The sequence below is a fragment of the Nonomuraea coxensis DSM 45129 genome, from assembly GCF_019397265.1.
Lineage (GTDB): Bacteria > Actinomycetota > Actinomycetes > Streptosporangiales > Streptosporangiaceae > Nonomuraea > Nonomuraea coxensis.
Map to the genome: position 1 here is coordinate 2,278,239 of NZ_CP068985.1, position 23,272 is coordinate 2,301,510.

Annotated in this window: 21 protein-coding genes and 1 pseudogene; 6 read left to right on the top strand and 16 right to left on the bottom strand. The window is 71.8% G+C overall.

What is annotated here, in order from left to right; genetic code table 11:
* Positions 1-11: 11 nt before the first annotated feature.
* Positions 12-1,091, bottom strand: a complete 1,080-nt coding sequence (locus Nocox_RS10975) for a substrate-binding domain-containing protein (protein ID WP_033408419.1) — start codon at positions 1,089-1,091, stop codon at positions 12-14.
* Positions 1,092-1,178: 87 nt separating this feature from the next.
* Positions 1,179-2,378, bottom strand: a pseudogene (locus Nocox_RS10980) (RNA-guided endonuclease InsQ/TnpB family protein); the annotation flags it as partial.
* A gap of 152 nt (positions 2,379-2,530) precedes the next feature.
* On the opposite strand from Nocox_RS10980, the gene Nocox_RS10985 reads away from it, so the two are divergent.
* Positions 2,531-2,977: a MarR family winged helix-turn-helix transcriptional regulator gene (locus Nocox_RS10985; RefSeq protein WP_020545416.1), complete on the top strand. Its 447-nt coding sequence runs from the start codon at positions 2,531-2,533 to the stop codon at positions 2,975-2,977.
* Between the two features lie 79 nt (positions 2,978-3,056).
* Here Nocox_RS10985 and Nocox_RS10990 read toward each other — a convergent pair whose 3' ends face one another.
* Positions 3,057-4,334, bottom strand: a complete 1,278-nt coding sequence (locus tag Nocox_RS10990) for a Glu/Leu/Phe/Val family dehydrogenase (protein ID WP_020545417.1) — start codon at positions 4,332-4,334, stop codon at positions 3,057-3,059.
* 214 nt (positions 4,335-4,548) lie between these two features.
* Here Nocox_RS10990 and Nocox_RS10995 point away from each other — a divergent pair, with 214 nt between their 5' ends.
* Entirely contained in the window at positions 4,549-6,105 is a 1,557-nt protein-coding gene (locus Nocox_RS10995; RefSeq protein WP_063711676.1) for an alkaline phosphatase D family protein, read from the top strand.
* 30 nt (positions 6,106-6,135) lie between these two features.
* On the opposite strand, the gene rocD is transcribed toward Nocox_RS10995, so the two are convergent.
* From rocD to Nocox_RS11010, 3 genes are all read right to left on the bottom strand, one after another.
* Positions 6,136-7,353: an ornithine--oxo-acid transaminase gene (gene rocD, locus Nocox_RS11000; protein WP_020545419.1), complete on the bottom strand. Its 1,218-nt coding sequence runs from the start codon at positions 7,351-7,353 to the stop codon at positions 6,136-6,138.
* 1 nt (position 7,354) lies between these two features.
* Positions 7,355-8,152 carry a dimethylargininase gene (gene ddaH / locus Nocox_RS11005; protein ID WP_020545420.1) on the bottom strand — a complete coding sequence of 266 codons (798 nt, stop codon included), beginning with the start codon at positions 8,150-8,152 and terminating at the stop codon, positions 7,355-7,357.
* A 113-nt stretch (positions 8,153-8,265) separates the two neighbouring features.
* Entirely contained in the window at positions 8,266-8,739 is a 474-nt protein-coding gene (locus Nocox_RS11010) for an Lrp/AsnC family transcriptional regulator (protein ID WP_020545421.1), read from the bottom strand.
* A gap of 93 nt (positions 8,740-8,832) precedes the next feature.
* Between Nocox_RS11010 and Nocox_RS43940 the strand changes: the two genes are divergently transcribed.
* Positions 8,833-11,181, top strand: coding sequence for a GH1 family beta-glucosidase (locus tag Nocox_RS43940; protein ID WP_020545422.1), 2,349 nt, complete (start codon positions 8,833-8,835; stop codon positions 11,179-11,181).
* Here Nocox_RS43940 and Nocox_RS11020 read toward each other — a convergent pair.
* The 4 genes from Nocox_RS11020 to Nocox_RS43675 all read right to left on the bottom strand — a co-directional run bounded on the left by Nocox_RS11020 (position 11,178) and on the right by Nocox_RS43675 (position 15,811).
* Positions 11,178-11,798 (bottom strand): 2OG-Fe(II) oxygenase family protein, encoded by a 621-nt coding sequence (locus Nocox_RS11020; RefSeq protein WP_020545423.1) that lies wholly within the window; start codon positions 11,796-11,798, stop codon positions 11,178-11,180. The two genes, Nocox_RS43940 and Nocox_RS11020, sit on opposite strands and share 4 nt — an antisense overlap.
* A 129-nt stretch (positions 11,799-11,927) precedes the next feature.
* Positions 11,928-13,340, bottom strand: coding sequence for a glycoside hydrolase family 16 protein (locus tag Nocox_RS11025; RefSeq protein WP_026214814.1), 1,413 nt, complete (start codon positions 13,338-13,340; stop codon positions 11,928-11,930).
* 222 nt (positions 13,341-13,562) lie between these two features.
* Positions 13,563-14,282, bottom strand: coding sequence for a DUF5941 domain-containing protein (locus tag Nocox_RS43670; protein ID WP_020545425.1), 720 nt, complete (start codon positions 14,280-14,282; stop codon positions 13,563-13,565).
* Complete coding sequence (locus tag Nocox_RS43675; RefSeq protein ID WP_020545426.1) at positions 14,279-15,811, bottom strand: CDP-alcohol phosphatidyltransferase family protein; 1,533 nt, start codon at positions 15,809-15,811, stop codon at positions 14,279-14,281. The genes Nocox_RS43670 and Nocox_RS43675 overlap by 4 nt, the downstream gene beginning before the upstream one ends.
* Positions 15,812-15,962: 151 nt before the next feature.
* On the opposite strand from Nocox_RS43675, the gene recO reads away from it, so the two are divergent.
* Entirely contained in the window at positions 15,963-16,697 is a 735-nt protein-coding gene (gene recO, locus Nocox_RS11040; RefSeq protein WP_026214815.1) for a DNA repair protein RecO, read from the top strand.
* On the top strand, positions 16,694-17,467 hold the full coding sequence (locus Nocox_RS11045) for an isoprenyl transferase (protein WP_020545428.1): 774 nt from the start codon (positions 16,694-16,696) through the stop codon (positions 17,465-17,467). Before recO ends, Nocox_RS11045 begins: the two co-directional genes overlap by 4 nt.
* Positions 17,468-17,500: 33 nt before the next feature.
* On the opposite strand, the gene Nocox_RS11050 is transcribed toward Nocox_RS11045, so the two are convergent.
* On the bottom strand, positions 17,501-18,736 hold the full coding sequence (locus tag Nocox_RS11050) for a serine hydrolase domain-containing protein (protein WP_020545429.1): 1,236 nt from the start codon (positions 18,734-18,736) through the stop codon (positions 17,501-17,503).
* Positions 18,737-18,832: 96 nt separating this feature from the next.
* Positions 18,833-19,381: a CGNR zinc finger domain-containing protein gene (locus tag Nocox_RS11055; protein ID WP_026214816.1), complete on the bottom strand. Its 549-nt coding sequence runs from the start codon at positions 19,379-19,381 to the stop codon at positions 18,833-18,835.
* 92 nt (positions 19,382-19,473) lie between these two features.
* Here Nocox_RS11055 and Nocox_RS11060 point away from each other — a divergent pair, with 92 nt between their 5' ends.
* The gene (locus Nocox_RS11060; RefSeq protein ID WP_246649768.1) at positions 19,474-20,376 is read left to right on the top strand and encodes a DMT family transporter; all 903 of its coding nucleotides are present in this window, start codon (positions 19,474-19,476) and stop codon (positions 20,374-20,376) included.
* Here the strand turns inward: Nocox_RS11060 and Nocox_RS11065 are convergent.
* Genes Nocox_RS11065 through Nocox_RS11080 form a run of 4 tightly spaced genes read right to left on the bottom strand, consistent with a single transcriptional unit; the run spans position 20,313 to position 23,243 of the window.
* Complete coding sequence (locus Nocox_RS11065) at positions 20,313-20,705, bottom strand: Fur family transcriptional regulator (protein WP_020545432.1); 393 nt, start codon at positions 20,703-20,705, stop codon at positions 20,313-20,315. The two genes, Nocox_RS11060 and Nocox_RS11065, sit on opposite strands and share 64 nt — an antisense overlap.
* Complete coding sequence (locus Nocox_RS11070; RefSeq protein WP_084685809.1) at positions 20,702-21,571, bottom strand: metal ABC transporter permease; 870 nt, start codon at positions 21,569-21,571, stop codon at positions 20,702-20,704. The genes Nocox_RS11065 and Nocox_RS11070 overlap by 4 nt, the downstream gene beginning before the upstream one ends.
* A complete protein-coding gene (locus Nocox_RS11075) occupies positions 21,571-22,350 on the bottom strand; it encodes a metal ABC transporter ATP-binding protein (RefSeq protein ID WP_033410323.1) in 780 nt (259 codons plus the stop codon). Before Nocox_RS11075 ends, Nocox_RS11070 begins: the two co-directional genes overlap by 1 nt.
* Positions 22,347-23,243, bottom strand: a complete 897-nt coding sequence (locus Nocox_RS11080) for a metal ABC transporter substrate-binding protein (RefSeq protein WP_020545435.1) — start codon at positions 23,241-23,243, stop codon at positions 22,347-22,349. The genes Nocox_RS11075 and Nocox_RS11080 overlap by 4 nt, the downstream gene beginning before the upstream one ends.
* Between the last annotated feature and the right edge of the window lie 29 nt (positions 23,244-23,272).

Genomic DNA, 23,272 nt, shown 5'->3' on the forward strand with positions numbered 1-23,272 from the left:
GCCAAAGCTTTCTAGAGAAAAGGTTTCTCCAGAAAGAATTGGAGGCCGTCCGCCCGCGCGAGGTGGACCGGGTGGGCCACCTGCCGGTCCCGCAGCGTGAGCCGGCCCCGCGCGCTCGTGATCGTGGCGCCGTCGGCCACCGCGTCCAGGGCGGGCACCGCCAGCGAGCCCGCCCGCCCGCACAGCGCCGCCAGCATGGCGACCGCCTCGTAGCAGCCGTGGCCGTGCGCGTTGAGCATGGGGGCGTCGGGGCCGAAGCGGGCCGCGTACCGCTCGGCGAAGTCCAGCGCGGGCTCGGTCGCGAGGTCGCGGAAGTAGCCCATGGAGGCGTACAGCTCGCCCGTGCCGTCGCCGCCGATGCCGAGCAGGCCGTGCTCCTCCAGCGCCCCGCAGAGCCGGGCCGCGCCCAGCCCGGCGGCGGCGTAGGCCCGGTTGAAGGCCACCAGGTCGCTGCCGATCAGCGTGAGCAGGATCGCGTCGGGGCGGGCGCCGGCCACCCGGTCCAGCCAGCGCGTCGCCTGCCCGTAGCCGGCGAGGCCCTCGCCGACCACGCTCGCCCCGGCCGCGCCCAGCCGGGCGCGGGCCGCGGCGTGCACCAGGCGGGGCCAGACGTAGTCGTTGCCCAGCAGGTACCAGCGGCGGGCCCGGCGGGTGCGGATCAGCCAGTCGATGGCCGGTTCGAGCTGGCGGCGCGGGGTCTCGCCGAGGAAGTAGACGCCGGGGGCGTGGCCGCCGCCCTCGTACGGGGGCGCGTACACGAACGGCGCCCGTCCGGCGATCGCCCCCACCACCTCCACCCGCACGTCGCTGGCGTGCGTCCCGGCGACCGCCTGGATCGTGCCCGAGGCGACCAGCCCGGCGACCTCGGCGGCCACCACGCGGGCCGGCCGGCCGCCGTCCACCAGGACCAGCTCCAGCGGCCTGCCGAGCACCCCGCCGGCCGCGTTGAGCTCCTCGGCGGCCAGCACGGCGCAGTTGATCGCGCACGGGCCCACCAGTCCGAGCACCCCGGACACCGGCACGACCAGGCCGACCCTGATCGAACCTGAAGGAAGGAGCCGCGCTTCGAAGGGATCGACGACCGCCGCCACGCCGACGAGTATCCTCCGGGTTAGCTCCCCTACGAAAGGACCTTGCCCTTGACATCCTCCCCTCTCGTGAACGAGGGGGAGTCCGACCGTCGCCGGTCGGTCTTCCTGCTTCATCGCCGGTCGCCCACGCGAGAGGAGGACTCCCGCTTGAGGTCTTGCACCAGCTCCACAGGCGTTTCAGCTCTCCGCCAGCCCGGCGGCGAGCAGCAGGTTCTGGGCCGCGTTCACCTCCCGGTCCTGGACCGCGCCGCACGCACAGACCCACTCGCGGACGCTCAACGGCATTTCTTCCTGCAGCGTCCCGCAGGCCGAGCACAGCTTGGAGGAGGGGAAGAAGCGGTCCACGACCACCAGCGTGCGGCCGTACCAGGCGGTCTTGTACTCCAGCATGGACCGCAGCTCCCGCCAGCCGGCATCGGAGATGGCCCGGGCCAGCGCATGGTTCTTCAGCAGGTTGCGGACGGCCAGGTCCTCCACGGCGATCACTTGATTCTCGCGAACCAGCCGTGTGGTGACCTTGTGCAGATAGTCCCGCCTGCGGTCGGCGATCCGGGCATGCACCCGCGCCACCTTCAGCCGGGCCTTGGCCCGGTTGTTCGACCCCTTCTCCTTACGGGCCAGCGCCCGCTGCGCCTTGGCCAGCCTGCGCCGCTCACGACGCTCATGACGCGGATTGACGATCTGCTCGCCACACGACAGCGTCAGCAGCGCGGTCAGGCCCGCGTCCACGCCCGTCGACCGCTCGACCGGCGGCAAAGGCGCGATCTTCTCCTCCACCAGCAGGGACACGAACCACCGCCCGGCCGCGTCCCTGGACACGGTGACTGTGGACGGCTCAGCCCCCTCGGGCAACGGGCGCGACCACACGATGTCCAGCGGCGCGCCCATCTTGGCCAGGGTGAGCCGGCCGTCACGCCAGCGGAACCCAGAGCGGGTGTACTCGGCCGACGCCCGCGACCTCTTCCTGCTCTTGAACGTCGGGTACTTGGCCCGGCGGGCGAAGAAGTTCGCGAACGCCGCCTGCAGCTGCCGCAGCGTCTGCTGCAACGGCACCGACGACACCTCGCACAAGAACGCCAGCTCGGGCGTCTTCTTCCACGCGGTCAGCGCAGCCGACGACTCCACGTAGGAGACACCTCGGCCTTCCAGCTTGTAGGCGCGGGTCCGCTCCTCCAGGGCCTTGTTGTAGACCAGGCGCACGCAACCGAACGTCCGGACAAGCTCCTCGGCCTGTTCGGGGGTTGGATGGAAGCGGTACTTGTAGGCCCGCTTGACCAGCTGCGCCACCTTCCGATCATATGTGCGAGATCACCCGCGCACCGGCCGAATCCGAAAGACGACGGCGGTCCGTCTGACGGCGTATCGCCTGCTCCTGCCCTGCCCGGCAGGAGTCCGATTCCTCCCCCGCATCAAGGCGGGGGTCTCCACGGAGGTATCTGATGAACGACTCCGGTCTCGGGTCCTCACTCGCCTACCTGCTGAGCTGTGCGGAGCGGAGCGTCAACCGGGGCCTCGCCGCCGTGCTGGCCGGCGAGGACGTCACCGTCGAGCAGTGGCGCATCCTGCGGGCGCTGGCCGACGGCCGCGGGCACTCCATGGGTGAGCTGGCCGAGGCCGTGCTGATGCCGCACCCGACGCTGACCAAGGCGGTCGACCGGCTCATCGACCGGGCGCTGGTCTACCGGGGGCCGTCGAAGGGCGACCGGCGGCGGGTGGCGGTGTTCGTCTCCGACAGGGGGGCCGAGCTGCTGGCCCGCACCGACGGCGCGGTGGCCGAGCACCACCGGCTCATCGCCGACGCCTTCGGCCACGAGCGCACCGAGCGGCTGATGCGCGACCTGGAGACGCTGACGGCCGCGCTCGACCACGCCGAGCTGCGCGTCTGAGCCGCCTTCCGCGATCATGACAGCTCCGGCCGCCCCCGTGCTTCCGGGGGCGGCCGGAGCCTTCGAAAACCCGGTCAGCTCACGGGTAGAGGCCGCGCATCTGGTGGGCCTCGGCCACCCGGCCGACGCCGATGACGTGCGCCGCCTGCCGCAGCGTGAGCCCGCGGGCCCCGGCGAGCGAGCGTACCTCGTCGAACGCGTTCTCCATGAGGTCGCGCAGCTTGACCTCGACCTCGCCGGAGCTCCAGGAGTAGGCCTGCATGTTCTGCACCCACTCCAGGTAGGAGACGATCACCCCGCCGGCGTTGGCGAGGATGTCCGGCACGACCGTGGTGCCGTTGGCGTTGACGATCTCGTCGGCCTCCGGCGTGAGCGGCCCGTTGGCGCCCTCGACGATCAGGCGGGCGCGCACCCGGGGCGCGTTGGCCTCGGTGATCGCGCCCTCCAGCGCCGCCGGGACCAGGACGTCGACGTCCAGCTCCAGCAGGTCGTCGAGAGGCAGCTCGTCGGCGTGCGGGTAGCCGCGCACGCTCCCGTGCTCCGCGGCCCAGGCACGCAGGAGAGAGATGTCGAGGCCGCCGTCGGCGTGCACGGCGCCGCCGGCGTCGGAGACCGCGACGACCTTGCAGCCGGCGTCGGCGAGGTATTGGGCGGCGAGCGCGCCCACCTTGCCGAAGCCCTGCACGGCCACGCTCACGCCTTCGGGCGAGCGGCCGAGCGCGGCCAGCGCGGCGATCTGCACGCCGCGCGAGGTCGCGCCGGCGCGGCCGAGCGAGCCGCCCAGCGTCATCGGCTTGCCGGTGACCACCCCGGGCACGGAGTAGCCGGCGCTGACGCTGTAGGTGTCCATGATCCAGGCCATGGTCTGCTCGTCGGTGCCGACGTCGGGCGCCGGGATGTCCTTCTCCGGGCCGATCAGCGGCAGGATCTCGTTGACGTAGCGGCGGGTCAGCCGCTCCTGCTCGCGGACGGTGAGCGTGGCCGGGTCCACGGCGACGCCGCCCTTGGCGCCGCCGTACGGGATGCCGACCAGCGCGCACTTCCAGGTCATCCACATCGCGAGCGCGGTGACCTCGTGGATGTCGGTGCTGGGATGGAAGCGGATGCCGCCCTTGGCGGGGCCGCGGGAGACGTTGTGCTGGACGCGGAAGCCCTGCACGACGTCAAGTCGTCCGTCCTCGCGCCGCACCGGGACCGAGACGGTCAGCGAGCGGCGCGGCGTCGCCAGCATCGTACGCAGCCCGTGGTCGAGCCCGAGGTGCTCGGCGGCCTGGTGGAGCTGGTGGAGGGCGGAGTCGAGGGCCTGGCGGCCCGGGGTGATCAGGGCCGGCGTCTTTGACGGCACCATGATGCTCATGGAAGAGTGTCCTCCTGGTATTTACGCCCGTTTTGCGGGGAAAGCGCCATTGCCTTCCACTTAGGGCGATGTTGTCGCGATCATCCTAGGGCGGGGCGTTTCAGCTTGCCTAGTCGTTGGTAGAAATCCAAGCCGATGATCGAGATGCCGTGACCGTGCCACTCTGGCAGGCTGGGCGGCGACAATATGCCAAAACATCGAAACGGAGGGTCGGATGCCCGCACTCGTGGTGGGGCCGATGCTCAGACACGTCGATTCCCATAGCGCCTCGATCTGGGTGGAGACCGCCGAACCCTGCACGGTCGCCATCGAGGCGGGCGGCAGGACTTACCGGTCGCCTACCTTCACCGTGCACGGACACCACTACGCGATCGTGGATCTCGTCGAGCTCTCCCAGGATATCCCGTCCTATTCCGTCACCCTCGACGGGGAGCACGTATGGCCCCTGGCGGGTCGGCCGCCGAGCCGGATCCGGCTGACGCCCGAGGGCGGGGCCAGGCGGCTGGCGTTCGGCTCGTGCCGCACCAGCGTGCCGCACGACCCCGCCACCGTGCGCACCCACGGCGAGGACGTGCTGCGCTCCTACGGCCGCCGGCTCTACGAGGCGCCCGACGAGGAGTGGCCCGACCTGCTGCTGCTCATCGGCGACCAGGTCTACGCCGACAGCCCCTCCCAGGACATCCTGGCCTTCATCCGGGCCCGCCGCGACACCGCGCCGCAGGACGAGATCGCCGACTTCGAGGAATACGCCGAGCTCTACCGCCAGGCCTGGACCGAGCCCGACATCCAGTGGCTGCTGTCCACCGTGCCGAGCGCGATGATCTTCGACGACCACGACCTGCGCGACGACTGGAACACCTCCCAGCCCTGGCGCGAGCAGATGGCCCGCACCACCTGGTGGCAGCGGCGGGTCGTCGCCGGGCTCGGCGCCTACTGGGTCTACCAGCACATCGGCAACCTCTCGCCCGCCGAGCGGGCCGCCGACCCGCTCATGCGCACGCTCCTCGACCTCGGCGGCCGTGACGGCGCGGCCGAGCTCGACGCCTTCGCCGAGAAGGCCGACGCCGAGCCGAGCAGCAACCGCTGGAGCTACGCGCGCGAGCTCGGCGGCGCCCGGCTCATCATGGTGGACACCCGGTGCGCCAGACAGCTCACCCCCGGCGACCGGCGCATGCTCGACCCCGACGAGTGGGCCTGGCTGGAGGAGCAGCTCGCCGCTCCGGCCGAGCGCCTGATCATCGGCTCGTCCATCCCGTTCCTGCTGCCCGAGGGCGTCCACGGCGTCCAGAACTGGAACGAGGCCCTCGCCGACGGCAAGTGGGGGTCCCGGGTGCGGGAGTGGTCGGAGCGGTTCCGGCAGGCCATCGACCTGGAGCACTGGGCGGCGTTCCGGCGCTCGTTCGAGGACCTCGCCCGGCTGCTGGTGCGGACCGGCAAGCCGGTGGTGATCCTCTCCGGCGACGTCCACTACTCCTACCTCGCCAGGACCAACAAGGGACAGATCTTCCAGATCGTCTGCTCGCCCATCCGCAACCCGCTCAGCCGCCTGCTGCGCTGGGCCAACGTGGTCACGCAGTTCTCGATCGCCACCCTGGTGGGCGGCGTGCTGGCCCGCCTGGCGGGCGTCCCGAAGCCGCCGTTCCGCTGGCGGATCACCAAGGGGCCGTTCTTCCAGAACGCCATCGCCACGCTCACCCTCCCCGACGAGGTGAGCTGGTACGAGTCCCGCAACGACACCCTGCGCCGGATCGACTCGGTGCGGCTGCGCTGAGCCGCCCGGCGCGGGGAGCGTCGGCGGGTCCTAGCCCTTGTTCCTGAACTCGTAGACGGCGTCGGCGAGCTGGTCAACCGCCCAGACCAGGTCGTCCTCGCTGATCACGATGGGCGGCGCCAGCCGGATCGTGGAACCGTGCGTGTCCTTGGCCAGCACGCCCCGCTTCATCAGCGCCTTCGACACCTCGCGCCCGGTGGCGAGGTCGGGGTCGATGTCCACGCCGGCCCAGAGGCCGCGCCCGCGCACCTCGACCACGCCCTTGCCGATCAGCTCGCGCAGCCGCGTGTGCAGCACCTCGCCGAGCTTGGCGGCCCTGACCTGGAACTCGCCGGTGGCGAGGATCTCGATGACGGCGTTGGCGACCGCGCAGGCGAGCGGGTTGCCGCCGAACGTGGAGCCGTGCTGCCCCGGGTGGATCACGCCGAGCACGTCGCGGTCGGCCGCGATGGCCGACACCGGGACCACGCCGCCGCCGAGCGCCTTGCCCAGCACGTAGATGTCGGGCACGACCCCCTCGTGGTCGCAGGCGAACGTCTGCCCGGTGCGCCCCAGCCCCGACTGGATCTCGTCGGCGATCATCAGGATGCCCTCGGCGGTGCACAGGTCACGGATGTCGCTCAGGTAGCCGTCCGGCGGCACCAGCACCCCGGCCTCGCCCTGGATGGGCTCGACCAGCACGCCCACGGTGTTGGCGTCCACCGCCGCCCTGATCGCCTCGATCGACCCGTACGGCACGATCCGGAACCCCGGCGTGTACGGCCCGAAGCCGTCGTGCGCGTCGGGATCGGTGGAGAAGCTGATGATCGTGGTGGTGCGGCCGTGGAAGTTGTTCTCCATCACGATGATGTTCGCCTGGCCGGGCTCGACGCCCTTGACGTCGTAGCCCCACTTGCGGGCCACCTTGATGGCGGTCTCGACGGCCTCGGCGCCGGTGTTCATGGGCAGGATCAGATCCTTGCCCGTGAGGTCGCCCAGCCCGGCGCAGAACTGCGCGAACTGGTCGTGGTAGAACGCCCGGCTGGTCAGGGTCAGCCGCTGGAGCTGCTCCTGGGCCGCCTCGATGATCTTCTGGTTGCGGTGGCCGAAGTTGAGCGACGAGTAGCCGGACAGGCAGTCCAGGTATCGCCTGCCGTCGACGTCGGTGACCCAGGCCCCCTCGGCCTCGTGGATCACCACGGGAAGCGGGTGGTAGTTGTGCGCGCTGCGGCGCTCGCTCAGCTCGATCAGCTCTGCGCTGCTGGTCATGTTAGTTTTCCCCCCTGATTTCCAGTGTGCAGCACTTCGGCCCGCCGCCCGCCTTGCGCAACTCCGACAGGTCGACCGGTATCACCTCGTACCCTCGGCGCTTGAGCTCCAACTGGAGCGAGGACGCCTCGGCGTTGATCACCACGTTCCTGCCGTCGCTGACCGCGTTGAGCCCCAGCACCTCGGCGTCCTCGGCGCCGGCGAGCACGGCGTCGGGGAACATCCGGCGCAGCACCTCCTGGCTGCCCGGCGAGAACGCTTCCGGGTAGTAGGCGACGTTGCGGCCGTCCAGCGGGAACAGCGCCGTGTCGAGGTGGTAGAAGCGCGGGTCCACCAGGGTCAGCGAGACGACCGGGCGGCCCAGGAACTCCTGCGCCTCCCGGTGGGCCACCACGTCGGTGCGGAACCCCGTGCCGGCCAGCACGACGTCGTCGAGCGTGAGGAAGTCGCCCTCGCCCTCGTTGACGTGCGCCGGCTCCAGCACCGGGTAGCCGCGCTCGGCGAACCACCGCAGGTAGGCCGGGCCCTCGGGGCCGCGCTGCGGGAAGGTGAACCGGGCGCCGTAGACGCGCCCGCCGACGACCAGCGCGCCGTTGGCGGCGAAGACCATGTCGGGCAGGCCGTCGATCGGGTCGATAAGGTCGACCCGGTGCCCGAGCTCCTCGTAGGCCGCTTTCAGGCCCTCCCACTGCCGGATCGCGACGTCGCGGTCCGCGCCGGCCTCGGGATGCATCCACGGGTTGATGGCGTACTCGACCGTGAAGTAGTCCGGGCGGCACATCAGGAAGTGTCTGGGCATGCGGCTTCTCCGTCGCACTTATGCGGGCACATGGGGACGGACACAGCCTAGGAATCACATTTGCGCAGGCCAAGCGTGTGGCATTGCGCGCTCACGCGGGTCTGTTGCGAGTTTCACCCGATCAGCCGTGTTTCGTTGCGCAGCACTCCGGAAGGGGCGTCCACCAGGCGTGACAGCACGATCGCGCTCTTCGTGCGCACCACGAACGCCTCCGCCGCGATGCGCTCGATCACCCGCTCCACGTGCCGCACGTCGGTGGCCCTGATGTGGAGTAACGCGTCGGCCTCGCCGGTGATCGTGGCCGCGCCCACCACCTCGGGGAACTTGGCGACGGCCAGCGCGATGTCGGCCGGCTTGGTCTTGCCCTGGCAGAACAGCTCTACGTACGCCTCGGTGGTCCAGCCGAGCGCCTCGGGCGACACGCGGGCGCTGAAACCGGTGATCGCGCCGCTCGCGCGCAGCCGGTCGACGCGCCGCTTGACCGCCGAGGCGCTGAGACCCACGACCTGCCCCACCTCCGCGTAGGTCGCGCGGGCGTCGTCCACGAGCGCCGCGATGATGTCACGATCGAGCCGGTCCAGTTCCACGCGCTCTGTATACCGCCTGGCCAGGCTGGCGCGCGACGAGCGGCGCGCGGGAGACTGGACCGTCGCGACCGATGACGAAGGGTTTCCGCAGCAATGAGCACCGCAGCCTTCCCCGAGGACTTCATCTGGGGAGTGTCCACCTCGGCTTACCAGATCGAGGGGGCGACCTCGGCGGACGGGCGCGGCCGGTCCATCTGGGAGACCTTCTCCGCCGACGGCGCCGAGGCGTGCGACCACTACCACCGCTACCGCGAAGACGTGCGGCTGATGAAGGACCTGGGCATCGCCGCCTACCGCTTCTCGGTGAGCTGGGCGCGGATCTTCCCCGAGGGCTCGGGCAAGCCCAACGACGCCGGGCTCGACTTCTACGACCGGCTGCTGGACGCGCTGCTGGAGGCGGGGATCACGCCGTACGCCACCCTCTACCACTGGGACCTGCCGCAGGCGCTGGAGGACGCGGGCGGCTGGCCGGAGCGCGAGACCGCCCGCCGCTTCGCCGACTACGCGGCGGTCGTCGGCGCGCGGTTAGGGGACCGCGTGGACACCTGGCTCACCGTCAACGAGCCCTGGGTCGCGGCCTTCCTCGGCTACGGCTCCGGCGTCCACGCCCCCGGCCGCACCTCGCCCGCCGACGCCTTCCGCGCCGCCCACCACCTGCTGCTCGCGCACGGGCTCGGCGCCCAGGCCCTGCGCGCGGCCGGGGCGGCGAAGGTCGGCGGCGTGCTCAACATCTCGCCGGTGCTGACCCCCGGCCAGGTCGGCGACCCCGGCCGGTCGCTGTCGGAGGAGGACGGCGAGGCCGTGGCGCGCATCGACGCCCTGGTCAACCGGCAGTTCCTCGACCCGATGCTGCGCGGCGCCTATCCCGCCGAGCTGCTGCCCATCGTCGAGCGCACGGCCGGGCTCGGCCACGTCCGCGACGGCGACCTGGAGCTGATCGGTCAGCCGGTCGACCTGCTCGGCGTCAACTACTACACCCCGATCGTGGTGCAGGCCCAGCCCAGCGAGCCCGCCGACCCCGCCTACCCCGGCAGCGAGGGCGTGCTGTTCTGCACCGTCCCCACCGCGGTCACCGCCATGGGCTGGCCCATCGTCCCCGGCTGCCTGTCGCTCGTGCTGCGCCGCCTCGCCGCCGAGTTCCCCGGCACCGAGCTGATGGTCACCGAGAACGGCGCCGACTTCGTCGACGTCGCCACCGGCGACGGCATCCACGACGTCGAGCGGGTCAGCTTCATCGAGGAGCACCTGCGCGCCCTGCGCGCGGCCGTCGAGGAGGGCGTGCCGGTGCGCGGCTACCTCGTCTGGACGCTGCTGGACAACCTCGAATGGGCCGACGGCTACCGGCGCAAGTTCGGGCTCGTGCACGTCGACTTCGCCACGCAGCGGCGGCGGCTGAAGGACAGCGCGCTCTGGTACCGCGACGTCATCCGGCGCAACGGCCTGCTGGAGTCCCGCCCCAAGCGGCCCACGCTGGAGACCGTCGCCGCCCGCGCGGGCGTCTCCCGCGCCACCGTCTCCCGGGTGGTCAACGGCGAGGCGTCCGTCCGCCCCGAGGTCCGCGAGACGGTGCTGCTGGCGATCAAGGAGTTGGGCTACGTGCCGAACGCCGCCGCCCGCAGCCTCGTCACCCGCAGCACCAACTCCGTCGCGCTGGTGCTGTCCGTGCCGCGCCAGGGCGGCGACCAGCTCACCGCCGCCGTCGTCCAGTACGTCACCAGCCTCCTGGAGGGCGCGGGCAAGCAGATCACGCTCATGCTGGCCGACACCGCGGAGAGCCACCGGCGCATCGTCCAGCACGTCGAGGCCCGGCTGGTGGACGGCGTCGTGCTGCTGCCGCCCGACCGCGGCGACACCCTGGCCGAGCGGCTCTCGCGCACGGGGGTGCCGGTCGTGCTGCTGGGCAAGCCCGCGATCGCGTCGCTGGTGCCGTACGTGGACGTCGACAACGCGGGCGGCGCCGTGGCCGCCACCGAGCACCTGCTGGCCGGCGGCCGGCGCAGGATCGGCATGGTCAGCGGCCCCATGGACCTGGTCGCCATGCAGGACCGCCTGTCCGGCCACCGGGACGCGCTGCGGCGGGCCGGCCGGCAGCCGCTGCTCGCGCCCGCCGACCTCGTCCGCTCCTCCGGGGCGGCGGCCACCCGCCGCCTCCTCGGCGACGAGCCCGCGCTCGACGCCGTCTTCGCCGCCACCGACCAGCTCGCGCTCGGGGCGCTGCAGGCGGCGCGGGAGGCCGGGCGGCGGGTCCCGGAGGACCTGGCGGTCGTGGGCTTCGACGACGTGGACGCCGCCTCGGCCGTCGTCCCCGGGCTGACCACGGTCAGGGTCCCGGTGGCCGAGCAGGCGCTGGCGCTGGCCCGGCTGCTGCTGTCCCGGCTGGAGGGCCGCCACACCGAGTCGGTGGTGCTGCCGGTCCGGCTGGTCGTGCGGGAGTCGGCCTAGCGGGGCCGCTCGTCGAGGGTCTCGAACAGGCGGGGGAAGACCTTGGAGACCTTCGACAGCAGATACTCGCCGTAGGTGCCGGTGAAGTCGACCTGGCCGTCCCAGCGGTGGCCGGGCGCGTAGGGGAGCGGCGGCACCTCGCTGTCCCAGCCGGGGTCGAAGAAGAACGGGAAGCTGAGCCGCTCGTTCCCGCTGCGGTTGCGCACCCGGTGCGGGGTCGAGCGGTACTGGCCGCCGGTCAGCTTGTCGAGCATGTCGCCGATGTTGCACACGAACGTGCCCTCCAGCGGCGGCGCCTCGATCCAGCCGTCCCGGGTGCGGACCTGGAGGCCGCCGTTGGCGTCCTGGAGGAGCAGCGTGAGCAGGCCGTAGTCGGTGTGCTCGCCGACGCCGCCCCGGTCCATCGCGATCTCGTTCTTGACCGGCTCCGGCAGCGCGAAGAAGCGGCGGGAGGCGGCGTCGAGGCCGGCGATCAGCTCGGCGGGGACGCCGTGGCCGGTGACGTAGAAGAAGCCGTTGTCCCGGCAGGCGGCGCCGATGGCGGCGGCGACGGCGGCCTTGCCGTCCTCGTCCTCGCCGAGCAGGGGCGCAATGTCGATGACCGGCAGTTCGCTCATCGCACCATTGTTGCCCATTTCGCCGATCTCACCTTTCCGCACCGCCGCCACCCGGGTCCCCCCGCCGCCCCCTTCTCCGGACGGATGCCGCGCCCGCGCGGGCCCCCCTGCGCGGGCGCGGCCCGCCGGTCAGGAGGTGGAGAAGGTGAACCAGTTGACGTTGACGAAGTCGGCGGGCTGGCCGCTGCTGAAGGTCAGGTAGACCGTGTGCGTGCCGGTCACCCCGGAGATGTTGGCCGGGACGGTGCGCCAGCTCTGCCAGCCGCCGGTGTTCGCGATCGCGAAGTCGCCGATGGGCGGGGCCGTCGGGCTGTCGAGGCGTACCTGCACCAGGCCGCTGACGCCGGCCGCCGCGCCCGACGCCACCCTGGCCCTGAACTGGGTGGCCGCCTGGGAGCCGAAGTTCACGCCGTCGTAGCGCAGCCAGTCGCCGTTGGTGATCGCGCCGACGTTCTGGCCGCCGCCGGTGTCGGTGGTGGTCTCGACGATCGTGCCCGACTGGGCCTGGTAGCGCTCGGCCTGGATGGTGGAGCGGGCGTCCACGCCGCCCGGCGAGGTCGGGGTGATGGTCGGGGTTGGCGTGCTGCCGGCGCCGCTCTGCCACACGGCCACGTAGTCCACGACCATGGGACGGCCCGGCACGGTCGCCGCGGTCGGGGTCTGGCCGCCGAGGGCGTTCGGGAAGGCGCCGCCCATCGCCACGTTCAGCAGCAGGAAGTAGCCGGCGTGGCCGGTCATGTTGGCCCAGGTCGTGGCGTCGAACTGGGACTGGTTGACGCCGTGGAACTGCTGGCCGTCCACGTACCAGCGGAGCTGGTTGGGGCTCACGCTGCGGTCCCACTCGAAGCGGAAGGTGTGGAAGGCCGACTGGCAGGTGGAGCCGGGGCAGGCGCGGCTCGCGCCGAGCCCGGTGGTCTCGTTGCACGGCCCGCCCGGGTTGACGCCGCAGTGCAGGACGCCCCAGACGGAGTTGATGCCGTTGACGTTCTCCATGATGTCGAACTCGCCGATCGCGGGCCAGTTCCAGTAGTTGCCCCGGTAGGGCGCGCCGAGCGCCCAGAAGGCCGGCCAGTAGCCGAGGGCGGCGTCGCCGGTGACGTTCGGCATCTGGAGGCGGGACTCGATGCGCAGGATCCGGCCGTCGGCGGGCTTGAAGTCGGCGCGGCGGGTCTCGATGCGGGCCGAGGTCCACTCGCCCGAGCTGCTGCGGAGGGGCGTGATGCGCAGGTTGCCGGAGCCGTCGAGGCTGAGGTTGGAGGTGCTGGAGGTGTAGTTCTGGATCTCGCCGGTGCCCCAGTTGGCCGGGCCGCCGGGGTAGGCGTGGCCGGTGTCGATGATCCAGTTGTCGGAGGACGGGAGAGTGCCGGCGGAGCCGTTGAAGTCGTCGGACCAGACGAGCGACCAGCCCGAGGGGGTGGCCGGCACGGCGGCCGAGGCGCTGACGGCGGCGTTGACCAGGAGGCCGGTGAGCGCGACCAGCGCGGTGAGCACCGTGGCCACGGGCGCGAGGCGGCGCCGTGGCCTGCTTGCTGTGGTTGTCATGACGCGTCTCTCCTAGGGGGTGCGGGGAGGCGGGAACGTCAGAGAGCGCTCTCTGGGATGATCTGAGCACACGGCTCACTTCCCGTCAAGCAGTCGGTGAGAGCGCTCTCCGCCGTGGGAGGCGCGCGGCACCTGTCTTTCCGCGCGGGGGACGCGCATACCCAGACAAAACGGACGGCGCCGCCCTCAGGGGTGCGGCGCCGTCCGGAACGACAAAGGGGATCAGGCCTTCTCGGCCTCGCCGGTGGCCTGCTCCATGGCCTCCTCGGGGGACGCCTCCAGGTCCTGCTCGGCGTCGGCCCCCGCCTGCGCGCTCGCCTTGTCGAGCCGCACCCAGCTCGTCACGCTCTCCACCGCGAACAGCACGAACAGGTAGGCCGTCAGCACCGCCAGCACAGGCGTCACGAAGCCGGTCGCCGCGCCCACGCCGATGATGAGCAGCCGCAGCTCCCAGCCGAGGCCCGCCCGGAACACCCAGGCGGGCGGCCAGATGCTCTGCCGCGTCCGGTAGACGGTGTCGTAGGTGTGGTAGCCCACCACGTACACCAGCACGAACAGCAGCCACTTCGGCGCGTCGGCGGCCAGGCCGACCGCGATCGTGGCCAGGAACTCGGTGCCGCGCAGCAGCGGCGGCGTCAGCCAGTCGAGGCGGCCCAGGTGGTCACGCGACGCCGTCGGCAGGATCAGCAGCAGGGCGATCGCGACGGGCACGAGCAGCATGGGGCCCGACTCCGGCAGCCCGGCGACCGTGACGCCCGCCACGGCGAGCAGCGCCACGAGCGCGGCGGGCACGGGCGGCAGGCCCGGCCCCAGCCGGGGCGCCAGCGCCTGGACGAGCGGGCCGTCGTCGCGGTAGGCGAGCAGGCGGGCGGTCTGGATGCGCCGGCGCTCCTCGTCGGGGTCCGGCGTGGGGGTGGCCATGGCCTGCGGTTGGGTGATCATACGAGCGACCTCATGAGGCGTCCGGTGAGGGAGTAGGCGGCGGCGACGGAGCCCCAGATCACCAGCGTCAGGAAGGTGATCCGGGCGTCGAAGAGGGCGGCGGTGATCGCGATGGCCGCGAACCGCTCGCCGATGGGGAACACGATCATCTTGCGCGCCCAGTGGAGGGCCCGGAACCTGCCGGCCCTGGTCCACATCTTGAGCACGCCCCGCAGGCCGTGGCTGCGCTCTTCCCGGCGGCGCGACAGCGCGGCCCGCAGCTCACGGTCGTCGGGGGCGTCGAGCGCCAGCATGGGCAGCTTCGCGGGCGGCTTGCGGCGGTTGGCCGCGCCGAAGGAGAAGTCGAGCAGGTGGCGTACGGACTGCAGGCCCAGCGCGGCCAGCGCGAGAATCCAGATGTCCTCGCCGTTGCCCGCGATCACGTAGCCGAGGGCGAGGCCGGCGAAGACCACGTATTCCTTGAACCGGTCGAACGTGGCGTCCAGCCAGGCGCCGAGGACGCCGAACTTGCGGGCGTAGCGCGCCACCTGGCCGTCGACGCAGTCGAAGACGAACGCGAAGTAGATCAGCACCCCGCCCAGCACCATCCACGGCCGGTCGCCGGTGGCGAAGCAGGCGGCCGCGGCCACGCCCAGCGCGATCGAGATCAGCGTGACCTGGTTGGGCGTCAGCCCCCGCCGGGCCGCCCAGCGGGCGATGAAGCGGGAGTAGGTGGAGACGAAATAGGTGGTGAAGAAGCCGTCGGCGCCCTTGACGGCGTTGTTGAGCCGGGCGCGGTCCTCGTCCATGGCGGCCATCTCGGGGCCGGCCTCGTTGACCTCCTCCTGGGTGGTGACCCGGCGGTAGAAGAGGTCGCGGCGGCCCCGGATGCCGACCGACACGCCGTTGCGCACCAGGCCGAACACGACGAGCTGCACCAGGTCGTCGTCGGGGCCGAAGGTGTGGGCCAGGGCGGCGAGGTCGCGGCAGGTCTCCGCGAGCACCTGCGCGTTGCGCGCGCTGACGTGCAGCGGGCCGAGCAGCACGCCGTTGGGGCGGGTCACGGCGTGGGTCGCGGTGCCGACCGAGACCACCCGCGACTTGCCGACGCGGGCGCGGACCGGCAGCCCCTCCAGCCGGTTGAGCCCGATCTCGGGATCGGCCTCGTCGATGGGGACGAGCTCGGACTCGGACTCGGCGGTGTCCTCCGGAGCCTCCTCGTCCGTGCTGCCCGGTCTCGGCTCCTTGGCGACGAGCGCCAGCGCACCGCGCTTGGTCTTGGTGATCTGGTAGATCAGCTCGTCGTGGATGAGCGAGTTCTCGGGGATGATGAGCAGGCTCTCCGTTGCCGACTCGGCGACCTCGGCCAGCGCGCGCAGGGCGGCGGCCACGTCGCCGCCGGCGATGGTGGCGGGCCGCTGGTCATAAGAAGCCAACTGGCCGCGCAGCCGCTCGGCCACGGTGGGATTGCCGGGCAGCGCGGCCAGCCTCAGGCCGGTCGGAGAGGTGTCGGGGCCGGGCGAGGCGCCCAGCAGGACCACGCGGGTCATGACTCCCTTTCGAGGCGGTAGCGGGGGGTTGAACAACGGGTAATGCGGGGACAGGCGTCAAAGTCTAGTGAGAGTCACGCAAAGTCGCGTCATCCGAGCATGCCGGTAACGCGGGACGCTTCGGCGCGGAGTGCGGCCATAAGATGTCGGAGTGAGTCTCTATCGTGACGAAGGCGTGGTTCTGCGTACGCAGAAACTCGGCGAGGCCGACCGCATCGTCACGGTCCTGGCCAAGCGCACCGGCAAGATCCGCGCCGTCGCCAAGGGCGTGCGCAGGACCACCTCGCGCTTCGGGGCCAGGCTGGAGCCGTTCACCCACGTCGACCTGCAGCTTCACACCGGCCGCACGCTCGACGTCGTCACCCAGGCCGAGACGCTCAGGCCCTACGGCGAGGCGCTGGCCGCCGACTACCCGCGCTACACCGCGGGCAGCGCCATGCTGGAGACCGCCGACCGGCTGACGCACGGGGAGAAGGAGCCGGCGCTGCGGCAGTTCCTGCTGCTCGTGGGCGGGCTGCGCACGCTCGCCGAGCGCACCCACGAGCCCCGGCTGGTGCTCGACGCCTACTTCCTGCGCTCGCTGGCGGTCGCCGGCTACGCGCCCGCCCTGGAGGCGTGCGCCCGCTGCCGGACCCCGGCGATCAGGGCGTTCGCCATCGTCGCCGGAGGTGTGGTGTGCGGCGCGTGCCGCCCGGCCGGGGCGGCGGTCCCCGCCGGGGAGACGATCGGGCTCATGACGGCGCTGCTGCGCGGCGACTGGGCCGTCGCCGACGCCTCGGAGCCGCGCCACCGCAACGAATGCAGCGGCCTGGTCGCCGCCTACCTGCAATGGCACCTCGAACACGGAATACGCTCTCTCCGACACGTCGAAAGGGAGCCAGTGTGAACGTCCGTCCTCCGACCCCTCACCCGTCCGGCGCGACGCCGCCGCCGATCCCGCGCGAGCTGGTGCCCCGGCACGTGGCCATCGTCATGGACGGCAACGGCCGCTGGGCCAAGACGCGCGGCCTGCCGCGCACCGAGGGGCACAAGGCGGGCGAGTCCTCCCTGTTCGACGTCATCGAAGGCGCGCTGGAGCTGGGCATCCCCTACCTCAGCGCGTACGCCTTCTCCACCGAGAACTGGAAGCGCTCGCCCGACGAGGTCCGCTTCCTCATGGGCTTCAACCGCGACGTGATCAGGCGGCGGCGCGACGAGCTCAACGCCATGGGCGTACGCGTGCGCTGGGCGGGCCGGCCGGGCCGCCTCTGGAAGAGCGTGATCTCCGAGCTGCAGGCCGCCGAGGAGATGACCGTCCACAACCGCAAGCTCACATTGCAGTTCTGCGTCAATTACGGCGGGCAGGCCGAGATCGTCGAGGCGGCGCTCAGGCTGGCCGAGGACATCGCGGCCGGCAAGGTCAAACCCGGCAAGGTGAACGAGAAGGTCTTCGCCCGCTACCTCGACGAGCCGGAGATCCCCGAGGTCGACCTGTTCGTGCGCTCGTCGGGCGAGCAGCGCTTCTCGAACTTCCTGCTGTGGCAGTCGGCCTACGCCGAGATGGTCTTCCTCGACCGGCTCTGGCCCGACTTCGACCGGCGCGACCTGTGGGAGGCGTGCGAGATCTACGCCAAACGCGACCGCCGCTACGGCGGCGCCCTCCCCAACCAGGTCTGACCGGCCCGCCAGGCCGGGGAGGGCGGGGGCGGGTCAGAAGTACTTCGAGGTGAGGTCCGTGGTGGGCCAGGAGGACACGGTCACCTTGTTCATGTCGTCGTCGATGGTGTCGTAGTCGAGCGAGCCGGTCTCCTCGCGCCGGTTGAACAGCACGGCGTAGCTGAACCCGTTCTGCAGCCGCGCCAGGTACGTGAACGTGCCCGGCAGTGAGCCGTTGTGCCAGGTGTTGAGATGGCCGGTGACCTGGCGGCACCACCAGCCGCCGCCGTACCAGGAGCCGTACTCGTTGACGCCGGTCTCCGGCTTGGCGACGAGCCTGGCGATCGAGGTCGAGCTCAGCACGGTGCCCGGCTGGTCGAAGGCGAGGGTCCAGCGGACCAGGTCCACGGCGGAGCCCAGCCAGCCGCCGCCGGAGCCCTGGTTGACCATGTTGAAGCCGCCGTAGGGGTAGGGAACGACGGTGCCCGAGGCGTCGAGCACGGTCGTGCCGGTGTACTGCGAGTCGTAGATCACCTCGCCGGGCGCGGCCTCGCTCCTGAGGCTCCTGCCGAGCCTCATGCGAGTGATGCCGAGCGGCTCCAGCAGCTTGGTCCTGACGTACGTCTCGTAGGGCTGCCCCGAGACCTTCTCGATGACCCGGCCGAGCAGCAGGTACCCGTAGTTGCAGTAGACCATCTTCGTGCCCGGGTCGTGGTCGAGCGGGCGGGCGGTGACGTACCGGATGATGTCGTCGTGCTCGATCGGCAGCGGCACGCCGAGCGTGGCCGAGATGGTGCGGTCCAGGAAGAGCGGGTCCTTGGAGACGTCGCGGTCGAAGCCGCCGAGGTGCTGCATCAGGCGGAGCACGGTGACCTGCTCCATCCGGGTGTCGGCCGGGGTGAGGCCGAGCACCTGGGTGACCTTGGCCGACAGGCTCAGCTCGCCGTCCTGCACCAGGCGCATGACGGCGGCCGAGGTGATGTTCTTGCTCAGACTGGCGATCCGGAACAACGACGTCGGTGACGGGGTGGGCGTCGCCCTGGAGTAGTCGTTGTAGGCGTAGCCGCGCGCGAGCAGGATCTTGCCGTTCTTCATGACGGCCAGTTGCGCCGCCCTGATCTTGCGGTCCAGCACGAACTTCTTGAGCACGTTGTCGTAACCCGCCAGCTGGGACGGCGCGGTTCCTGCCGTGGCCACGAAAGGGTCGAGCGGGGCGGCCTGCGCGGGGCGCCCGGCGATCAGCGCCGCCGGCGCCCCGAGGAGAAGAGCCCTGCGGGAAAGGTCTGTCACTTTTTCCTCTTACGTCACATCCGATACATGGAGTCGCACATTTTGGCAGATGTAGCGATCTTCAGTGCACGGATCAGTGCGTCCGAGGGGGTGGGGCTAGGCGCGGCGGCGGGCGCGGTAGGCGGCTACGTGCATGCGGTTCCCGCACGTACGGCTGTCGCAGTAGACCCGGGACCGGTTGCGCGACTCGTCCACGAAGACGTGGTCACAGTCGGGGGCCGAGCAGGTGCGCAGGCGTTCGCCCTCGCCCTCCACCAGCAGCAGCGCGAGCGCCACGCCGCAGTCGGCGGCCAGGTGCTCGGCCAGGCTGGAGTCGGCGGCGAAGTAGTGGACGTGCAGGGGGTGGCCGTCGTGCTCGGTCAGGCGTGGCGTGATGCGGGTCGAGGAGAGCAGGGAGTTGAGGGTGCGGACGGCGGTCGGCTGGTCAGGCGCGGTGAAGACGCGATGAAAGGACTCGCGGACCGCGCGGACCTGGGCCAGGTCGCGGGCCGTCAGCTTGCCGATGCCACTGACCTCGCGCGACTCCACGAACGCCTGGAGTTCGGTCAGACCGGGCAGCCCCTCGTCGCCGCCCGTGGCGGGTGAGGTGTTGACCAGCTCGACGACGGTAGCCAGAGAATGCACCATGTCATGGCCAAACGGCATGTTGACTCCTGTCCGCGCCGGATCCTAGCGTGGTCGCACTGTATCTCCTGCAGACGGCCACGGGGGTTTTCATGGGTGCGCACCGTCGTATCGTGATCGTCGCGATCGTCGGCGCGCTGGTCATCTCCACCTCCGCGCCGCTGGTGCGGCTGGCCGAGGTGTCGCCGGCGACGTCGGCGTTGTTCCGCTGCGCGTACGCCGTCCCGCCCATGCTGGCGCTCGCCTGGCTGGAGCGGCGCAGGCACGGCCCGCTGCCGCGCAGGGCGGTGCTGCTCGCCTGGGCGGCCGGCCTGTCGTTCGCGTTCGACCTGCTGTTCTGGCACCACGCCATCGCGTACGTCGGCGCCGGCCTGGCCACCGTGCTGGGCAACCTGCAGGTGTTCCTGGTGGCGTTCGCCGCCTGGGCGGTGTTCGGGGAGCGGCCGTCGGGGCGGCTCATGGCGGCGACGCCGGTGGTGTTCGGCGGCGTGGTGCTGATCTCCGGGGTGTTCGACGGCGCGGCGTACGGCGACGACCCGGTCATGGGCGTGCTCGCCGGGGTGGCCACGTCCGTCTCGTACGCGGCGTTCCTGCTGCTCATGAAGGGCGGCTCGGACCGCGCGGCCGGGCCGCTCGCGCACGCCACGGTCGTGGCCACGGTCGCGATCGCCGCGCTCAGCCCCTTCTTCGGGGGCGCGGACCTCGCCCCGAGCTGGCCCGCGCACGGCTGGCTGCTGCTGCTCGCGCTCGGGCCACAGGTGCTGGGGTGGTCGCTCATCACGTTCACGCTGCCACGGCAGCCGGCCGCGCTCACCGCGCTGCTGCTGCTCGTACAGCCCCTGACGACCGTGGCGCTGTCGGCGGTGGCGCTCGGCGAGCGGCCCTCGCCCTGGCAGCTCGCCGGATGCGCGGTGATCGTGCTCGGCGTGCTCTGGGGCTCGCGCCGCACCGCTCAGCCGGCGGCCGAGGCGGACGGGGAACAGGACGCGCAGGTGCCGAACACCTCCACCGTGTGAGTGATCTCGGTGAAGCCGTGCTCGGTGCCCACGGCCTCGGCCCAGCGCTCGACGGCCGGACCGGCCACCTCGACGGTGCGCCCGCACTTGCGGCAGACGAGGTGGTGATGGTGGGCGTCGCTCGCGCAGGCCCGGTAGACGGACTCGCCGTCGTCGGTGCGCAGCACGTCGACCTGGCCGTTGTCGGCCAGCGCCTGCAGCGCCCGGTAGACGGTGGTCAGGCCGATCTTGGCGCCGTGCAGGCGCATCTCCGCGTAGACGTCCTGCGCGCTGCGGAACCCCTCGCTGCGACGGAGGGTGTCGTGCACCGCGTCGCGTCTCGTCGTCATGCGACCTCCTCGACGCGCATTGTTGGACCCACTCTGGACTCCTCGTCGCTCCGGCCTCGCCGTACGAATTTACCGACAGCGAGGGCCAGGACGAAGCCGGCGAGAGCGATGAGCACGATCGAGGCGCCCGGCGGGACCTTCGGGGACACGGTGGAGGCGAGCAGCCCGCCCACCGAGGCCAGCACCCCGAACACCATCGCCGACGCCATCGTGGCACGGAAACCGCGCGTGAGCTGCTGGCTCGTCGCGACGGGGATCACCATCAGCGCGCTGACCAGCAGCAGCCCGACCACCCGCATGGCGATGACGACGGTCAGCGCGGCCGTGACCGCGATCAGCAGGCTGAGGAAGCGCACCGGCAGGCCGCTCGCGCGGGCCATCTCCTCGTCCTGGCAGAGCACGAACAACTCCCTGCCGAAGACTACGACCACGCCGATGACGGCCACGGCCAGCGGCGCGATGACCCAGATGTCGGCCGGCGTGACGCTCGCGATGGCGCCGAACAGGTAGGAGTTGAGCTTGGCGTTGCTGCCGCCCGGCGCGACGGCCATGAGCATGACGCCGCCCGCGATGCCGCCGTAGAACAGCAGCGCCAGCGCCACGTCCCCGCTGGTGCGCCCGCGCGCCCGGACCAGCTCGATGGCCACCGCCCCGGCAACGGACACGATCACGGCGGTCAGCACCGGCGCCGTGCCGGTCAGGAAGCCGAGCGCCACGCCGGTCAGCGCCACGTGCCCGATGCCGTCGCCGAGCAGCGCGAGCCGCCGCTGCACGATGAACGTGCCGACGGCGGGCGCGCACAGCCCCACCAGCAGCGCCGCGATCAGCGCGAGCTGGAAGAGCTGCTCACGCAGCAGTTCGAAGATCACCTTTGTTCCCCCTGCCAGCCGGTCAGCGGCCCCGCCACCGGCTCGGCCGCGTGCGGATGCTGGTGCTCGTGGCCGGGCCGCGCGCACTCGCCCTCGGGGCGCGGCGGCGGGCCGTCGTGCGCGATCCGGCCGTCCCTGATGACGACGCCGCGCGTGATGACCGGCTCCAGCGGGCCCAGCTCGTGCGCGACCAGCACCACGGTCTTGCCGCCGAGCACCAGACCGGCCAGCGTGTCGGCGAGCAGGCGCTGGGTCTCGGCGTCGACGCCGGCGGTGGGCTCGTCCATCACGTACGTGTCCGGCTCGCCCGCCAGGGCGCGGGCGATGAGCACCCGCTGCTGCTGGCCGCCCGACAGCGACTGGACGGGATCGCCCGCGCGGCCGGTCAGCCGGACGGCCTCCAGCGCGGCGGCCACCGCGTCCCGGTCGGCCGCGCTGGTGCGGCGCAGGCGGCGCTGGCGGGCGATGCGGCCCGACGCGACGACCTCGCGCACGGTGGCGGGCACGCCGCCGCCGACCTGGAGGCGCTGGGGGACGTAGCCGATGCGCCACCAGTCGCGGAAACGCCCAGGCGGGCGGCCGTAGATGAGGGTGCTGCCTCCGGACAGCGGCGTGAGCCCGAGCAGGGCGCGCACCAGCGTCGACTTGCCCGAGCCGTTGGCCCCCAGGAGCGCGACGACCTCGCCGGTGTGGACGGTCAGGTCGATCCCCCGGAGGACGGGCTTGCCGTCGTAGGCGACCCGGCCGCCGGTCATCGCGAAGGCCGTCTCGCTCATGCCGTACACCCCAGTGCTGCTCGAAGGGTTTTGAGGTTATCGCGCATGGCGGAGACGTAGTCGCCGGAGGGCTTGCTCTCCAGCGGGTCGAGCACGGCGGTCCTGGCGCCGACCTGGTTCGCCAGCACCTCGGCCACCTTCGGGCTCACCAGGGCCTCGGTGAAGATCGTGGTCACGCCCTCGGCTCTGGCGACCTTGGCCACCTCCGACAGGCGGGCGGGCGACGGCTCGGTCTCCGGGTCGAGGGTGATGCCCACCTGCTTCAGCTTGTAACGGTCGGCCAGATAGCCGAACGCCTCGTGCGCCGTCACCAGCGTCCTGGACCGGCAGGTGGCCAGGCCCTTGCTGAACTCCTGGTCGAGCGCCGTCAGGGTGGCGGCCGTCGTCGCGGCGCGGTCGCGGTACGCCTGCGCGTGCGCGGCGTCGGCGGCGGCCAGGCGCTCGCCGAGCTTGCCGGCGACCGTGGCCATGCGGGACGGGTCGAGCCAGATGTGCGGGTCGTAGCCCACCTCGTCGTGGCCGTGCTCCTCCTCGCCCTCGCCCTCGTGCCCGCCGGCGGGGATGGTGGTGACGGCGGTGCCGGCGTCGAAGCTCTTCTCCTGGTCGACGGCGTCGTCCACGGCCGGCTGGACGCCCTTGACGTAGACGGTGAGCGCGGCCTTCTGGAGGTCGGTGACCTGCTGGATGCCCAGCTCCAGGTCGTGCGGCTCGACGCCGGGGGCGGTGAGGCCGGTCACCTGGACGTCGGATCCCCCGACCTGCTCGGTCAGCCATTGCAACGGGTAGAAGGCGGCGACCACCTCGGGCTTGCCGTCGGAGGTCGCGCCGACCTCCGACACACCGGAACCGTCGCCGCAGGCCGTGGCGCTGAACAGGGCGCCTGCGGTCAGCAAACCAAGCGCACCCAGCCGGGAAAATCCTG

Excerpts from the sequence above, each read along its gene's own strand:
- ddaH (WP_020545420.1), bottom strand. The coding sequence starts at position 8,152 with ATGCCCAGACACTTCCTGATGTGCCGCCCGGACTACTTCACGGTCGAG.
- rocD (WP_020545419.1), bottom strand. The coding sequence starts at position 7,353 with ATGACCAGCAGCGCAGAGCTGATCGAGCTGAGCGAGCGCCGCAGCGCG.
- Nocox_RS43940 (WP_020545422.1), top strand. The coding sequence starts at position 8,833 with ATGAGCACCGCAGCCTTCCCCGAGGACTTCATCTGGGGAGTGTCCACC.
- Nocox_RS11055 (WP_026214816.1), bottom strand. The coding sequence starts at position 19,381 with ATGCCGTTTGGCCATGACATGGTGCATTCTCTGGCTACCGTCGTCGAG.
- Nocox_RS10995 (WP_063711676.1), top strand. The coding sequence starts at position 4,549 with ATGCCCGCACTCGTGGTGGGGCCGATGCTCAGACACGTCGATTCCCAT.
- Nocox_RS43670 (WP_020545425.1), bottom strand. The coding sequence starts at position 14,282 with ATGATCACCCAACCGCAGGCCATGGCCACCCCCACGCCGGACCCCGAC.
- Nocox_RS11025 (WP_026214814.1), bottom strand. The coding sequence starts at position 13,340 with ATGACAACCACAGCAAGCAGGCCACGGCGCCGCCTCGCGCCCGTGGCC.
- Nocox_RS10990 (WP_020545417.1), bottom strand. The coding sequence starts at position 4,334 with ATGAGCATCATGGTGCCGTCAAAGACGCCGGCCCTGATCACCCCGGGC.
- Nocox_RS10985 (WP_020545416.1), top strand. The coding sequence starts at position 2,531 with ATGAACGACTCCGGTCTCGGGTCCTCACTCGCCTACCTGCTGAGCTGT.
- Nocox_RS11020 (WP_020545423.1), bottom strand. The coding sequence starts at position 11,798 with ATGAGCGAACTGCCGGTCATCGACATTGCGCCCCTGCTCGGCGAGGAC.
- Nocox_RS43675 (WP_020545426.1), bottom strand. The coding sequence starts at position 15,811 with ATGACCCGCGTGGTCCTGCTGGGCGCCTCGCCCGGCCCCGACACCTCT.
- Nocox_RS11065 (WP_020545432.1), bottom strand. The coding sequence starts at position 20,705 with ATGACGACGAGACGCGACGCGGTGCACGACACCCTCCGTCGCAGCGAG.
- Nocox_RS11075 (WP_033410323.1), bottom strand. The coding sequence starts at position 22,350 with ATGAGCGAGACGGCCTTCGCGATGACCGGCGGCCGGGTCGCCTACGAC.